Below are 14,122 nucleotides of genomic sequence, written 5' to 3' on the forward strand. Positions count from 1 at the left end.
GGTGGAAACTCCCCGCTAGGACTCTGCTAGCATCAGCACCAAGCGCGGGCCTCCAGGCCCGCGTCTTCGTTGTGCCACGTGCCACTCAATCGCCATCGCTCACTCAGTAGATCCGATCATGTCCCTGTCGCGCTTCCCTCTAGCTGCCATCCTGCTTGCCCTGTGCCTCGGCATCGCGCCGGCATTCGCCGATGAGCCCCCAAAGGCCGAGAACGTGCAGCAGAGTCTCGACAGCCTGGCGGATCGCAAACTGCCGGAAGCCGAGCAACTGGCGCTCAAGCAAACCCTGGAGCAGACGCTGCGCATGCTGCAGGACCGGCAGGCCGCCGAGCAGCGCCTCAGTGATCTGCGCAAGCAGCTGGACGAGGCGCCGCGCCTGATCAGCGAGGCCCAACGCGAACTCAGCCGGCTCAAGGCCAGCCCTGAAGTGCCGATCGCAGAGCGTCACGCGCGCACCAGCCTGGCTCAGCTGGAGCAATTGCTCGCCGAACGTTCCAGCCAGCTCAGTGAGTGGAACAAGGCCATCATCGAAGCCAACAGCCTGGTCATCACCGCGCAGACCCGCCCCGAGCGCTCGCAAGCCGAGATCAGCCAGAACCAGGCGCGCAGCCAGGTCATCAATGACGCGCTCAAAAGCGGTCGTTACGACGGAAAGACGCTGATCCCGGAACGCCGCGACCAACTCAATGCAGAGCTGGCGCTGCTTGCAGCGCAGACCCAGTTACGACGCCAGGAGCTGGCCGGTAACAGCCTGCTGCAGGACCTGGGTGGCGCCCAGCGCGCCCTGCTCGAGGAGCGTATCAACCGCGCCGAGCGGGACCGTCAGGCACTGCAGAGCCGGATCAACGAACGCCGCCGCGCCGAATCTGAGCAGACCGTTGCCGAGCAGTCACTGGAAGCCGAGCGCGCCAGCTCGGACAAGCTACTGGCCAAGGAGAGCACGCTCAATCTCAAGCTGTCCGACTACCTGCTGCGCTCGACCGATCGCCTGAACAGCGTGACAGAGCAGAACCTGCAGACCCGTCAGCAACTGGACAACCTGGCACAGGCCGATCAGGCCCTGGACGAACAGATAAGCGTGCTGCAGGGCAGCCTGCTGCTGTCGAAGATTCTCTATCAGCAAAAGCAGGCCCTGCCAAAGCTGAAACTCGAAGACGGCTCGCTCGCCGACGAAATTGCCGATATCCGCCTGTACCAGTTCGAGCTGAACAAACAGCGCGACGAAATCAGCGACCCCGGTCGTTATGTGGACAACCTGCTGACCAATCAGCCAGACGAACAAGTCACCAAGGAACTGCGCAAGGCCCTTCTCGAGCAGCTCGACACGCGCCGTGAATTGCTCGACCGCCTGAACCGCTCACTGAATGCGCTGCTCAACGAGTCGATCACCCTGCAGCTCAATCAGAAGGAGTTGCAGAGCACCGCCAGCAGCCTGCGCGCGACCATCGATGAGCAGATGTTCTGGATTCCCAGCAACAAGCCGCTCGATCTTGAATGGCTGAAGGCGGCGCCGCGTCATCTCCAGCAGCAACTCTCCGAAATGCCCTGGGGCATGGCCATCACCGAGCTGGGCGCCGGCCTGATCGAGCGCCCGCTGGTGTTTCTGCCGCTGATCCTGCTCTGCGCACTGATTCTCTGGCGCCGCCAGTACCTGTTCAGCAAGCTCGGCGCACTGCATGGTGACATCGGCCATTACAAGCACGACAGCCAGCTGCATACCCCCATGGCATTGGGGTTGAACCTGATCCTGGCCCTGCCGGTCACCCTGTTCCTGGCGCTGTGCGGCTACGCCCTGCTGCACGATGCCCGCGGACAGAACCTCTATCTGGGCGCCGCGCTGTACGAGATGGCCGAAGCCTGGCTGGTGTTCTACACCCTGCACCGGATTCTGTCCCCGGATGGCGTTGCCATCCTGCACTTCCACTGGCCACCGGCCAATGTCGCCTTCTTCCGCCAGCACATGCGCCGCCTGGGGCTGGTGGTGATGGCCCTGGTGGCGGTGGTGAGCATTGCCGAACATCAGCCGGACAGCCTGACCAACGACGTCATCGGCATCGCCGTGGTGCTGAGCTGCTACGCCCTGATGGCCTGGCAACTGTTCCACCTGCTGTTCAGCGCCCCGCTGCGCGAGAACACCTCGGCCTTGCGCACCAGTGTCGGCGTACTGTTCAACCTGCTGCCGCTGGCACTGATCGGAGCGGTCGCCTTCGGCTACTACTACACCGCCCTCAAGCTCACCGACCGCCTGATCGACACGCTCTATCTGCTGATCATCCTGCTCATCGTCGAGGCGACCCTGGTGCGCGGCCTGAGCGTGGCAGCCCGGCGCCTGGCCTATCAGCGCGCCCTGGCCAAACGCCAGGCGCAGAGCAAGGAAGGCCACGACGGCGAAGCGCCCGTCGAAGAACCCACCCTGGATATCGAGCAGGTCAACCAGCAGTCCCTGCGCCTGATCCGCCTGGCCCTGCTCGGCGGTTTCCTGGTTTGCCTGTACTGGGTCTGGGCCGACCTGATCGGGGTGTTCACCTACCTCGACACGGTCAATCTCTACGAGTACAGCAGTGGCACCGGCGAGACCGCCACCCTGGTGCCCATCAGCCTGATGGACGTGATCGGCGCACTGATCATCGTCGCCATCACCGTGGCCCTGGCGCGCAACCTGCCTGGCCTGCTGGAGGTGCTGGTGCTGTCACGCATGCGCCTGGCCCAGGGCAGCGCCTACGCCACCACCACGCTGCTGTCCTACGCGCTGGTGACCATCGGTATCGTCACCACGCTGTCGACGCTGGGGGTCAGCTGGGACAAGTTGCAGTGGCTGGTGGCCGCGCTGTCGGTCGGCCTCGGTTTCGGCCTGCAGGAAATCTTCGCCAACTTCATCTCCGGCCTGATCATCCTGTTCGAGCGCCCGGTGCGCATCGGCGATGTGGTGACCATCGGCAACCTGTCCGGCACGGTGAGCAAGATCCGCATTCGTGCCACCACCATCACCGACTTCGATCACAAGGAAATCATCGTTCCGAACAAGACCTTCATCACCGGCCAGCTGATCAACTGGTCGCTCAGTGATACGGTCACCCGCGTCACCCTCAAGGTCGGCGTTGGCTATGGCTCGGACCTCGACCTGGTGCGCAAGCTGCTGTTGCAGGCCGCGCTGGAAAACCCGCGGGTGCTCAAGGAGCCGGCGCCGCTGGTGTATTTCCTCAACTTCGGTGAGAGCACGCTGGATCACGAACTGCGTATCCACGTGCGTGACCTCGGCGACCGCAATCCGGCCACCGACGAGATCAACCGGTTCATCGACCGCGAGTTCCCGAAAAACAACATCAACATCGCCTTCCGCCAGGTCGAGGTCTACGTGAAGAACCTGGAGCACGGCGAGCACAAACTCGACCAGAAGGATCTGGCCAAAGCCGCTGCTGCCGGTGCCGCCAGCGTGCAGCAGCCACCTGCGCCGCCTGCTGCACCATAAACAGATAGGAATCCCCGTGAAAAGCCTCGACACGCTGACCTTCGACAACCGCTTCGCGCGCCTCGGTGACGCGTTTTCCACCGAAGTGCTGCCCGAGCCCATCGAGCAGCCGCGCCTGGTAGTGGTCAGCGAGTCGGCCATGGCCCTGCTCGATCTGCAGCCTGCCGAAGCACAACGCAGCGAGTTCGCCGAGCTGTTCGCCGGGCACAAGCTGTGGCCAGAAGCCGAACCGCGCGCCATGGTCTATTCCGGGCATCAGTTCGGCGGCTACACGCCACGCCTGGGCGACGGTCGCGGGCTGCTGCTGGGCGAGGTGGTCAACCAGGCCGGCGAGCACTGGGATCTGCACCTCAAGGGTGCCGGCATGACGCCCTACTCGCGCATGGGCGATGGCCGCGCCGTGCTGCGCAGCTCGATCCGTGAGTTTCTCGCCAGCGAACACCTGCACGCACTGGGTATCCCCAGCTCGCGCGCACTGTGCGTCACCGGCTCGAGCACGCCGGTGTGGCGTGAGAAGCGCGAAAGCGCAGCCATGGTGCTGCGCCTGGCACAGAGCCACGTGCGCTTCGGCCACTTCGAATACTTCTACTACACGCGCCAGCATGAGCAACTGAAGACCCTGGGCGAGCACGTCATGGCCTGCCACTTCCCGCAGTGCCTGGAACAGGACGAGCCCTGGGTGGCCCTGCTGCGCGAGGTGATCGAGCGTACTGCAGCGATGATCGCCCACTGGCAGGCCTACGGCTTCTGTCATGGGGTGATGAACACCGACAACATGTCGATCCTCGGCATCACCTTCGACTACGGCCCCTATGCCTTTCTCGACGACTTCGATGCCAAGCACATCTGCAACCACTCCGACGACACCGGCCGCTACAGCTTCAGCAACCAGGTACCGATCGCCCACTGGAACCTCGCCGCGCTGGCCCAGGCCATGACGCCCTTCGCGTCCGTGGACGCACTGCGTGAAGCGCTGGATCTGTTCCTGCCGCTGTACCAGGCGCATTACCTCGACCTGATGCGCAAGCGTCTGGGTTTCACCAGCGCCCAGGACGACGACGAAGCGCTGGTCCAGCGCCTGCTGCAACTGATGGACAAGGGCAAGGCCACCGACTACACGCTGTTCTTCCGCCGCCTCGGCGAGCAGGCGCCCACCGAGGCGCTGAGGAGCGTGCGCGACGACTTCGTCGACCTGACCGGCTTCGACGCCTGGGGCATCGATTACCTGGCACGTTGCGCGCTGGAAGGCGGCGCACAAGACGAACGTCAGGCGCGCATGCATGCGGTCAACCCCAGGTACATCCTGCGCAATTATCTGGCGCAGCAGGCCATCGAAGCCGCCGAGGCGGGCGACTATGCTCCGCTGCGCGAGCTGCACGCGGTCTTGTCGCGGCCGTTCGACGAGCAGCCGGGAATGGAGCGCTATGCCGAGCGTCCGCCGGAGTGGGGCAAGCACCTGGAGATCAGCTGTTCGTCGTGATCGAGAGCGCAATCTGGCGGGCTTCAACCCGGGCAGAGAAGCGCCTCGCCAGGCCTCGATATCGCTTATCCGTTAAATCGAAAAGGCATATCAATCTACCCAAACATTCTTAGACTATCTAAGAGAACCCCTCTATCTTGGCGCCCAGCCAGGCCGCCCAGTGCGTGCCGATACCTCACACGAGATTCGCTGCCAAGGATCTTCATGCCCTGGGACTCCCTCCCCCTGTTATTCGTCGGCGCCCTGCTGATCTGGGTGCTGTATGCCTTCGTCCGGGAGAAGTGGAGCCCGGACATCGTCGCGGCCATTGCCGTGGCCACGCTGCTGGTCACCCAGTTGCTGACGCCGAGCGAAGTGCTCAGTGTGCTGTCCAACTCCGCGCCGGTGACCATCGCCTGCATGTTCGTGCTCTCCGCCGCGCTGGAGCGCACCGGTTGCATCGACGCCCTCGGCAACTGGCTGGGCAATCTGGTGGGCACCAGCCCGATTCGCGTGCTCACCGGCCTGACCGTCACCGCGCTGGTGGTCTCCGCCTGCCTGAACAACACGCCGGTAGTCGCCATCCTCACTCCGGTGGCGATCGCGCTGGCCCGCCGCGCCGGTACCCTACCGTCCAAGCTGCTGATTCCGCTGTCCTACGCCACCATCCTCGGCGGCACCCTGACCATGATCGGCACCTCGACCAACATTCTGGTCGATGGCGTGGCGCGCAAGGCCGGCATGGCGCCGTTCGGCATTTTCGAGATCACCGGTGTCGGCCTGGTCATGGCCACGTGCGGCATGCTCTACCTGCTGACCATCGGCCGCCACCTGCTGCCAGAGCGCGAGACGCTGTCGCGCCAGCTGCGCCCCGACCTGTCACGCACCTTCATGACCGAACTGCTAGTGCCGCACGACTCACCGATGATCGGCAAGACCCTGCACGAGGCCCACCTCAACGGCGGCAGCGGCCTGCAGGTACTGAAGCTGTTTCGCGAAGAGCAGGAGCTGACCGAACCCGGCGCGGAAACGCTGCTGGCCAGTGGCGACCGCCTGGTGCTGCATGGCCAGGTCAAGGACGTGGTGGAGCTGCGCGAGAGCGGCCACCTGAGTTTCAACCGTGGCGATGCCTTCGAAACCATCAGCAGCCACGACGTGATCCTCGCCGAAGCCATAGTCGGGCGTAACTCACGCTACAGCCACCGGCCGATGCGCGACCTCGACCTCACCGCGCGCTACGGCATCGCCGTGCTCGCCGTGCATCGCCAGGACGAGAACGTGCAGGGCAATCTGGACGACTTCGAGCTGCAGTTTGGCGACGTGATGCTGGTCGAGGGCACCCCCGCGCAGATCAAGCGCTTCGCCGACAACGGCGAGCTGATCAGCCTCAACGCCGTACAGGAGCGCGCCTTTCGCCGCGACAAGGCACCCATCGCGATCATCTCGACCCTCGCCGTCATGCTGCTGGCCGCCTTCGGCGTGATGCCCATCGAGGGGCTGGCGATCATCGGCGCGGTGACCGTGCTGGCGACCCGCTGCCTGGATGTGGAAGACGCCTACAAGGCTGTGGACTGGAAAATTCTCAGCCTGATCTTCGGCATGCTGGCCATCAGCATCGCCATGGACAAGGTCGGCCTGGTCAAGCTGCTGGTGGAGAACGTCATGGGCTGGCTGCCGTGGGCCGGCCCGCTGTTGATGCTGAGCTTCATCTACCTGTTCACCTCGATCCTCACCGAGATGCTGTCGAACAACGCGGTAGCGGTACTGGTGACGCCCATCGCCATCGGCGTGGCGCAACACCTGGGCGTCGATCCGCGCGCTTTCGTGGTCGCGGTGATGTTCGCCGCCAGCGCCAGCTTCGCCACCCCCATCGGCTACCAGACCAACACCTTCGTCTACAACGCCGGTGGCTATCGCTTTACCGATTTCATGCGGGTGGGGATTCCGCTGAACCTGCTGTTGTGGTGCGTCGCGACCATGATCATCCCCTGGTTCTTCCCGCTGACACCGGTCTAAGGCATAAGCGCCCAATACAACGTTCTAACCCAGGGCCCGTTTCGTTGCTCCAGCGCATTGACCGGGCCCTGCTGCATTCTCCATGCTGCGATCCTTTCAATCTGCCCAGAAGGAACGCGCGCATGAAACTGGAAACACTGGCCATCCACGCCGGCTACGATCCGGATCCCACCACCAAGGCCGTGGCCGTACCGATCTACCAGACCAGTTCCTTCGCCTTCGACGACACCCAGCACGGTGCCGATCTGTTCGACCTGAAGGTGGCTGGCAACATCTATTCGCGCATCATGAACCCGACCAATGCCGTGCTCGAGGAACGCGTGGCGGCGCTGGAAGGCGGCGTCGGCGCACTGGCCGTGGCCTCCGGCATGGCCGCCATCACCTACGCGATCCAGACCGTGGCCGAAGCCGGCGACAACATCGTCTCGGTGGCCAAGCTCTACGGCGGCACCTACAACCTGCTGGCCCACACCCTGCCACGCTTCGGCATCCAGACCCGCTTCGCCGCGCACGATGACATCGCCGCGCTGGAAGCGCTGATCGACGAGCGCACCAAGACGGTGTTCTGCGAATCCATCGGCAACCCGGCCGGCAACATCGTCGACCTGGCGGCACTGGCCGAGGCCGCGCACCGCCATGGCGTGCCGCTGATCGTCGACAACACCGTGGCCACGCCGATCCTCTGCCGCCCCTTCGAGCATGGCGCGGACATCGTCGTGCATTCGCTGACCAAGTACATTGGCGGCCATGGCACCAGCATCGGCGGCATCGTGGTCGACTCCGGCAAATTCCCCTGGGCCGAGCACAAGACGCGCTTCGCGCTGCTCAACACCCCTGATCCGTCCTACCACGGCGTCACCTACACCGAAGCCTTCGGCCCCGCCGCCTTCATCGGCCGCTGCCGCGTGGTGCCACTGCGCAACACGGGGGCGGCGCTGTCGCCGTTCAATGCCTTCCTCATCCTGCAGGGTCTGGAAACCCTGGCCCTGCGCATGGAGCGGCACACCGAGAACGCCCTGAAGGTCGCGCAGTTCCTGCAAGATCACCCACAGGTGGCCTGGGTCAAATACGCCGGCCTGGTCGATCACCCCGAGCACGGGCTGGCCCAGCGCTACTTCGGCGGCAAGCCGGCGGCGATCCTGTCCTTCGGTATCCAGGGCGGCCAGGAAGCTGGCGCGCGCTTCATCGATGCGCTGCAACTGGTGGTACGCCTGGTCAACATTGGCGACGCCAAGTCACTGGCCTGCCACCCGGCATCCACCACGCACCGCCAACTCAGCGACGAGGAACTGCAGAAGGCCGGCGTACCGCGCGACATGGTGCGCCTGTCCATCGGCATCGAGCATATCGACGACATCCTCGCCGACCTGACCCAGGCACTCGAGGCCGCGCGCGGCTGATCGCTTGAAAAGCCGCCGCTTCGGCTCCAGATAGGTGTCATTGCCGCTGGAGCCGAATCATGAGCGATCCCCTGCTGATCCCCTGCCCACACTGCAACGGGCTCAACCGCATTCCCGCCGAACGCCTGGTGGACACGCCACGCTGTGGCCGCTGCAAGGCCGACGTGCTACCGGCCGCGCCCATCACCCTCAGCCAAGCCAACTTCGCCAGCCAGCTGAAGGGCGACCTGCCTCTGCTGGTGGATGTCTGGGCCAGTTGGTGCGGCCCGTGCCAGGCCTTCGCCCCGACCTTCCAGCAGGCCGCTGCCCAGCTTCAAGGGCGCTGCCGCCTGGGCAAGCTCGACAGCGAAGCCAACCCGAATCTGGCCGGGCAACTGGGCATTCGCTCGATCCCCAGCCTGATCCTGTTCAAGGGTGGCGTCGAAGTCGCGCGTCAGAGCGGCGCCATGCCACTGCCGCAACTGCAGGCCTGGTTGCGCCAGCAGGGCATCTAGCGTGCTTCTTTAACCCGGACGCAATCCGGGGAATCAGGGCGCCCGCCATTTCCGGGTTGTATCCTGGCTACGCCAATTGAGCGTTTGCGTCAGTGACGGCGGCCACTGCGGTCAATTGCACGGCGACGAGCAAGCCGTAAGCTGGCCTGACGCCCGCTCAAGGAGTCCGTCATGCCCCTGCCCGTGGAAATCGCCCGTCAACTCACCGAAGAGCAGATCGCCTTCGTCAAGCGCAGCGGCCTCAAGGCCGAAGTGCTGGAGCCTGGCTTCGTCCGCCTGCGCATGCCGTTGCAAGGCAACCAGAACCATATCGGCAGCATGTACGCCGGCGCCCTGTTCACCCTGGCGGAAATTCCCGGCGGCGCACTGTTTCTGAGCAGCTTCGACGCCCAGCGCTTCTATCCCATCATCAAGGAAATGAACCTGCGCTTTCGTCGCCCCGCCACGGGCGACATCCGGGTCGAAGCGCGCCTCGCGGCCGAGGAAATCGCCCGATTGGAAGAGCAAGCGAGCCAGCAGGGCAAGGCCGAGTATGTGCTGGAACTGCAACTGACCGACGGCAGCGACGAAGTGGTCGCAGAAAGTCGCGGCCACTACCAATTGCGTTTACGCTCAATGGCGCCGCTGCCAGCATTCGCAATCGGTAACAGTCCCTGACCTTGCCACAGGTCAAAAGAGCGGCTATCTGAACAGGCACAATAAAATTGCCGAGGGGTATCGGCAGGAGAGCCGTCACCATGTTCAAGCACATTCTTATCGCCCACGACCTGCGCGACACCGCTGACATGGCGCTGTGCCGCGCCACTCAGCTGGCCCAGCAGCACAACGCCCGCCTGACCCTCCTGCATGTGCTCGACCCGAGCCAGAGCAGCGAGCAGCACGAGAAGGCACGCCAGGCACTGGATCGCAGCCTGACCCAGTACGCCCCACCAGGCACCGAGCTGCGCATGCTCAGCGGCAAGCCCTCGGAAGTGGTGCTGCAACAGGTGCAGGACAGCGGCTGCGACCTGCTGGTACTGGGCGGGCACCAGAAACGCCACGATTTCTTCTCCGGCACCAGCCTCGACCGCATCGCCCGCCGCTGCACCGTGCCGCTGCTGTTGGTAGCACGCAACGACTTCCAGCCTTATCAGCGGGCGCTGGCCGCTATCGACTTCTCCCTGTGCGCCTGCAGCGCACTCGGCCAGGCGTATCAATTGCTGCCTGGCAATGCCGAGCTGCACGCCCTGCACGTGTTCGAGCCGGACAAGGGCACGCCGCAGCAGGTCGAACTGCAGCTGCAGACTCAGCAAGGCCTGATCGATCAGCTACTGCACGACGAAGCGCAGCTGCTGCCAGCGGGCGGCCCGAAACTCAGTCATGAAGTGCTGCAAGGCGGCATCCTGCGCAGCCTGCAGGAGCAGATCAAGACACGTCGAGCCGAGCTGCTGGTGCTCGGCAGCCACGGCCGCAGCGCCTTCTCCCAGGCCCTGCTGGGCAGCCTGGCGCAGCACTTCCTGCACAAGGCGCCATGCGACGTGTTCGTGGTGCGCTAGACCAGCCACGAGAGTACGCACGGTCAGAGACAACCCATTGCCCTTACTCGGGGCGGCCCGTCGGCCGCCCTTTGCACAGCAGTAACAAACCCGCCTACCGAGCAGGGCCCCAGAAGCCCTATGGTCAGTCCCCAAACGCCGACTCAATACCTAGGCACTGCGGCGCAGATGCCAATTCGCCATCATCCTTGTAGAATCGCCCCGCCCAATGCCCAACCGATGCACACAAGGAGTAGTTCTATGAGTATGGAAAAGACCCTCAGACTGGCCGGCGTTAGTCTTCTGCTGGCGCTTTGCGTTGGCTGCGCCACAAGCCGTTCCGAGATCGATGTGAAGGCCCCTTCACTGGAGCTGGCCGGCACCCCTGAAGCCAGCAACGGCAAGAAGGTGTACATCAGCGCAGTCGATGAGCGCGTTTTCGAAATCAAGCCGAGCCAGGCCGACATTCCGTCGCTGAAGAATGCAGAAACCACTGATCGCTCGATCACCGAGCGGGCCTTTGGCCGCAAGAGAAATGGCTATGGCAAAGCGCTCGGAGACGTTTTGCTGCCATCTGGCCGCACCGTGTCTGCCCTGGTCGAAGAGTCCGTGGCCTCTGCCTACCGGCAAGCTGGCTATGAGGTGGTGACAGCTCCTAATGCCGACGGCGCTACCGAGGTGAAGGTTCGCGTCAAGGAATTCTGGTCATGGTTTTCGCCCGGCTTCTTCTACGTGACGGTCAACAACAAGTCGCGCTTGAACATCGAAGCTGCTGGCCAACCGAACATGGAAATCGTCACGCTGAAAAGCGATGGCATGCAAGCCGTCACCGATAGCGACTGGAAAGCCATCACCGAAGCAGGCCTGCAAGAAATTGCTCAGGAAGCCGCCAACAAACTCTGACGGGTCAACTGAAACAAGAACGCCCCGATGATCTCGGGGCGTTCTTGTTTGGCGGGAACTGAAGGCTCGTAACAAAGCGGCCCTGATCAGCCTTAGTCTGCAGCGTTGAGCAGATCATGCAGTTCGACGAACTGCTGCGTCAGCTTGTGCCGTGCATCCAGATAGATCAGCGGCGTGCACACCTGGTGCGATTCGCGCATCTTCACCGAACTCATCAGGTTCACCGGCAGCACCGGCAGTCCTTCGGCGATCAACTCATCCAGCAACTGCTGCGGCAACGTGGCACGCGGCTGGAACTGGTTGACCACGATGCCTTCCACCTCCAGCGCCTCGTTGTGATCTTCCTTGAGCTCTTCGAGCTCGGCCAGCAGGCCGTACAGCGCATTGCGCGAGAAACTGTCGCAATCAAAGGGAATCAGCACGCGATCAGCAGCGATCAACGCAGAAACCGTATAGAAATTCAGCGCCGGCGGCGTATCCAGGTAGATGTGGTCGTAGTCTTCGGCCAACTCGTCGAGCAGTTTGCGCAGCTTGTTGATCTTGTGCTTCTGCTCCAGCTTCGGCTGCAACTCGGCCAGTTCGGCGGTGGCCGTGACCACGTGCAGGTTGTCGAATGGCGTTTCGTAGATATCGACCTTGCCCTTCTTGGCGAACGGCCCGGACGAGAGCGTCTGCTTGAAGAAGTCGGCGATGCCCATGGGGATTTCCTCGCCGGTCAGGCCGGTGAGGTAGTGGGTCGAGTTGGCCTGGGCATCGAGGTCGATCAGCAGCGTGCGATAGCCCTGAGCTGCGCTCACTGCGGCGAGATTACAAGCGATGCTGGACTTGCCTACGCCACCTTTCTGGTTGAATACCACACGTCGCATCGTTGCTCTCCCTGATCTGGAATGTTCCGAATTCTATGCAAAGGCCATGACAGGCACGAGACGTAGACCACATCGCCATCATCCGCCTATCAGAAGAAGCTGCGCAATGTTTGCACAGTCCTGCGCGCATCTAGATAATGCCCGACCGAACAAGTACCGGCACTATGCCATGGCACTGACTGATAGCGACGCCTTCAGGCGTATCGTCGTGCCCACCAGTATGCCCGGAGTGGCGAAAAGCCTCGTGCTATGAATTTCCACATCGAAGGATTGCGCGCCTGGGCCCCCGGCCTGGAGTCAGAGGATGATTGGCGTGCCTGGTGCAGCGCTCCTGTGGTCGTGCGCGACGAGCAACAACAACCGGACGTGAGTTTTCTTCCCGCCATGCAACGGCGCCGCCTCAGCCGGCTGGCGCGGATGCTGTTCCATGTCGCCTGGCCACTCGCCGATGGGCAAGGTCCTCTGCCGATGGTATTCGCCTCGCGTCATGGCGAAACCCCGCGCACCCTGAACATTCTCACCGAGCTGGCGCAAGACGAACCGCTGTCGCCCACCCAGTTCAGCCTGTCGGTACACAACGCCATCATCGGTCTGTGGTCGATCCTGCGCGCCGACGATAGCGAAATGACCGCCATGGCGGCGACCGGAGACGGCCTTGAGCAGGCCATGGTCGAAGCCAGTGGCCTGCTGGCCGAAGGAGCGCCGGCGGTGCTGCTGGTCATCGCCGAAGAATTGCCGCCCGACCTCTACACGCCCTACATAGATGACGTACCCTTCTCCTACGCGCTGGCTCTGCTGCTGAAACCGGGCAAAACCTGGACCTTGAGCCTCGCGCCCGCCGTCTCTGGCTTACCCGCCGCCTGGCCACACCCCCTGAACCTGCTGCGCGCCTTCCATGGCGGGCAGCCAACGCTGACTCACAACTGGAAACACCGTCAATGGACCTGGTCACGCAACGAGGCCTGAGCCAATACAGTCCGCCTTACGCATGGCGGCTCGTCGCCACCGCCCTGAGCTTCGCCCTGTTTGGCGTCGGCGGTGTGCTGCTGCGCGTCCTGGTTTTCCCCCTGCTCAGCCTGCTGCCCGGCGACACCTTGCGCCGCCGCAGTCGCGCCCGGGCGGTGGTCAGCTGGACCTTTCGCGTATTCGTTCAGTTCATGTACCGCACCGGCGTGCTCACCTATGAAGTCGAGGGCGCCGAGCGTCTTGGCCGCCCCGGACAGATGGTGATCGCCAATCACCCTTCGCTGATCGACGTGGTCGTGCTGATCGCCTTCATCCGCGACGCCAACTGCGTGGTCAAGCAGAGCCTGTGGGAAAACCCCTGCATGCGCGGGCCGATTCGCGCCGCCCAATACATCAGCAACAGCGGCAGCATGGACATGCTCGATGAAGCGGCCGGCGCCCTGCAAAACGGCGAAACCCTGATCGTCTTCCCCGAGGGCACCCGCACCGTACCTGGCAGCAACCCGGAATTTCACCGTGGCGCAGCCGCCATCGCCGTGCGCGGCGCCAGCGTGGTGACCCCGGTGGTCATCAGCGTGACCCCCACCACCCTGACCAAGGCTGAGCCCTGGTACAGCATTCCGTCGCGCCGTTTTCACTTTCGCCTGCGGGTCGGGGAGGATATCGATCCGCGGCAATACACCGAGCAGGCCCCGTTGCCGATTGCCTCGCGCAAGCTCAACGACCATCTGCATCAACACTTTATGAAGGAGCTCGCCTCAGATGAGCGATCTGCAACTTGAAATCAAGAACCTGATCATCGACGCCCTCGGCCTCGAAGACATGAGCGCCGACGACATCGGCGCAGAGCAGACCCTGTTCGGCGAAGGCCTGGGCCTGGACTCGGTGGACGCGCTCGAACTGGGTCTGGCCATCCAGAAACGTTTCGGCATCAAGATCGACGCCGAAGCCAAGGACACCCGCAAGCACTTCGCCAATGTCGCGAGCCTGGCTGCGTTCGTTTCTGCCCAGAAAGCCGCTTGAGGATTAGCCCAG

Annotated in this window: 12 protein-coding genes; 11 read left to right on the forward strand and 1 reads right to left on the reverse strand. The window is 63.5% G+C overall.

What is annotated here, in order from left to right; genetic code table 11:
• The first annotated feature begins 118 nt into the window (after nucleotides 1–118).
• The 8 genes from mscK to PCLY_RS06080 all read left to right on the forward strand — a co-directional run bounded on the left by mscK (nucleotide 119) and on the right by PCLY_RS06080 (nucleotide 11,255).
• Nucleotides 119–3,469 (forward strand): mechanosensitive channel MscK, encoded by a 3,351-nt coding sequence (gene mscK, locus PCLY_RS06045; protein ID WP_061238385.1) that lies wholly within the window; start codon nucleotides 119–121, stop codon nucleotides 3,467–3,469.
• A 16-nt stretch (nucleotides 3,470–3,485) separates the two neighbouring features.
• Entirely contained in the window at nucleotides 3,486–4,949 is a 1,464-nt protein-coding gene (gene selO, locus PCLY_RS06050) for a protein adenylyltransferase SelO (RefSeq protein WP_061238386.1), read from the forward strand.
• Between the two features lie 204 nt (nucleotides 4,950–5,153).
• On the forward strand, nucleotides 5,154–6,944 hold the full coding sequence (locus PCLY_RS06055; protein WP_061238387.1) for an SLC13 family permease: 1,791 nt from the start codon (nucleotides 5,154–5,156) through the stop codon (nucleotides 6,942–6,944).
• A 122-nt stretch (nucleotides 6,945–7,066) separates the two neighbouring features.
• On the forward strand, nucleotides 7,067–8,344 hold the full coding sequence (locus PCLY_RS06060; protein ID WP_061238388.1) for a bifunctional O-acetylhomoserine aminocarboxypropyltransferase/cysteine synthase: 1,278 nt from the start codon (nucleotides 7,067–7,069) through the stop codon (nucleotides 8,342–8,344).
• Nucleotides 8,345–8,403: 59 nt separating this feature from the next.
• The gene (trxC, locus tag PCLY_RS06065) at nucleotides 8,404–8,838 is read left to right on the forward strand and encodes a thioredoxin TrxC (protein ID WP_061238389.1); all 435 of its coding nucleotides are present in this window, start codon (nucleotides 8,404–8,406) and stop codon (nucleotides 8,836–8,838) included.
• A 171-nt stretch (nucleotides 8,839–9,009) separates the two neighbouring features.
• Nucleotides 9,010–9,495 (forward strand): PaaI family thioesterase, encoded by a 486-nt coding sequence (locus PCLY_RS06070; RefSeq protein WP_061238390.1) that lies wholly within the window; start codon nucleotides 9,010–9,012, stop codon nucleotides 9,493–9,495.
• 80 nt (nucleotides 9,496–9,575) lie between these two features.
• Entirely contained in the window at nucleotides 9,576–10,373 is a 798-nt protein-coding gene (locus tag PCLY_RS06075; protein WP_061238391.1) for a universal stress protein, read from the forward strand.
• A gap of 240 nt (nucleotides 10,374–10,613) precedes the next feature.
• A complete protein-coding gene (locus PCLY_RS06080; RefSeq protein ID WP_061238392.1) occupies nucleotides 10,614–11,255 on the forward strand; it encodes a hypothetical protein in 642 nt (213 codons plus the stop codon).
• 92 nt (nucleotides 11,256–11,347) lie between these two features.
• On the opposite strand, the gene PCLY_RS06085 is transcribed toward PCLY_RS06080, so the two are convergent.
• A complete protein-coding gene (locus tag PCLY_RS06085; protein ID WP_061238393.1) occupies nucleotides 11,348–12,121 on the reverse strand; it encodes a ParA family protein in 774 nt (257 codons plus the stop codon).
• A 249-nt stretch (nucleotides 12,122–12,370) separates the two neighbouring features.
• Between PCLY_RS06085 and PCLY_RS06090 the strand changes: the two genes are divergently transcribed.
• From PCLY_RS06090 to PCLY_RS06100, 3 genes are read left to right on the forward strand one after another with little or no spacing between them, the layout of a single operon-like run.
• Nucleotides 12,371–13,087, forward strand: a complete 717-nt coding sequence (locus PCLY_RS06090; protein WP_061238394.1) for a beta-ketoacyl synthase chain length factor — start codon at nucleotides 12,371–12,373, stop codon at nucleotides 13,085–13,087.
• Nucleotides 13,060–13,869, forward strand: coding sequence for a lysophospholipid acyltransferase family protein (locus tag PCLY_RS06095; protein ID WP_197432150.1), 810 nt, complete (start codon nucleotides 13,060–13,062; stop codon nucleotides 13,867–13,869). The genes PCLY_RS06090 and PCLY_RS06095 overlap by 28 nt, the downstream gene beginning before the upstream one ends.
• Entirely contained in the window at nucleotides 13,850–14,110 is a 261-nt protein-coding gene (locus tag PCLY_RS06100; protein ID WP_017678587.1) for a phosphopantetheine-binding protein, read from the forward strand. Before PCLY_RS06095 ends, PCLY_RS06100 begins: the two co-directional genes overlap by 20 nt.
• Nucleotides 14,111–14,122 lie beyond the last annotated feature (12 nt).

Source organism: Ectopseudomonas composti (assembly GCF_001567565.1).
Taxonomy (GTDB): Bacteria; Pseudomonadota; Gammaproteobacteria; order Pseudomonadales; family Pseudomonadaceae; genus Aquipseudomonas; species Aquipseudomonas composti_A.

Coding starts and splice junctions, on each gene's coding strand:
- mscK (WP_061238385.1), top strand. CDS start 119: ATGTCCCTGTCGCGCTTCCCTCTAGCTGCCATCCTGCTTGCCCTGTGC.
- PCLY_RS06055 (WP_061238387.1), top strand. CDS start 5,154: ATGCCCTGGGACTCCCTCCCCCTGTTATTCGTCGGCGCCCTGCTGATC.
- PCLY_RS06060 (WP_061238388.1), top strand. CDS start 7,067: ATGAAACTGGAAACACTGGCCATCCACGCCGGCTACGATCCGGATCCC.
- trxC (WP_061238389.1), top strand. CDS start 8,404: ATGAGCGATCCCCTGCTGATCCCCTGCCCACACTGCAACGGGCTCAAC.
- PCLY_RS06070 (WP_061238390.1), top strand. CDS start 9,010: ATGCCCCTGCCCGTGGAAATCGCCCGTCAACTCACCGAAGAGCAGATC.
- PCLY_RS06075 (WP_061238391.1), top strand. CDS start 9,576: ATGTTCAAGCACATTCTTATCGCCCACGACCTGCGCGACACCGCTGAC.
- PCLY_RS06080 (WP_061238392.1), top strand. CDS start 10,614: ATGAGTATGGAAAAGACCCTCAGACTGGCCGGCGTTAGTCTTCTGCTG.
- PCLY_RS06085 (WP_061238393.1), bottom strand. CDS start 12,121: ATGCGACGTGTGGTATTCAACCAGAAAGGTGGCGTAGGCAAGTCCAGC.
- PCLY_RS06090 (WP_061238394.1), top strand. CDS start 12,371: ATGAATTTCCACATCGAAGGATTGCGCGCCTGGGCCCCCGGCCTGGAG.
- PCLY_RS06095 (WP_197432150.1), top strand. CDS start 13,060: ATGGACCTGGTCACGCAACGAGGCCTGAGCCAATACAGTCCGCCTTAC.
- PCLY_RS06100 (WP_017678587.1), top strand. CDS start 13,850: ATGAGCGATCTGCAACTTGAAATCAAGAACCTGATCATCGACGCCCTC.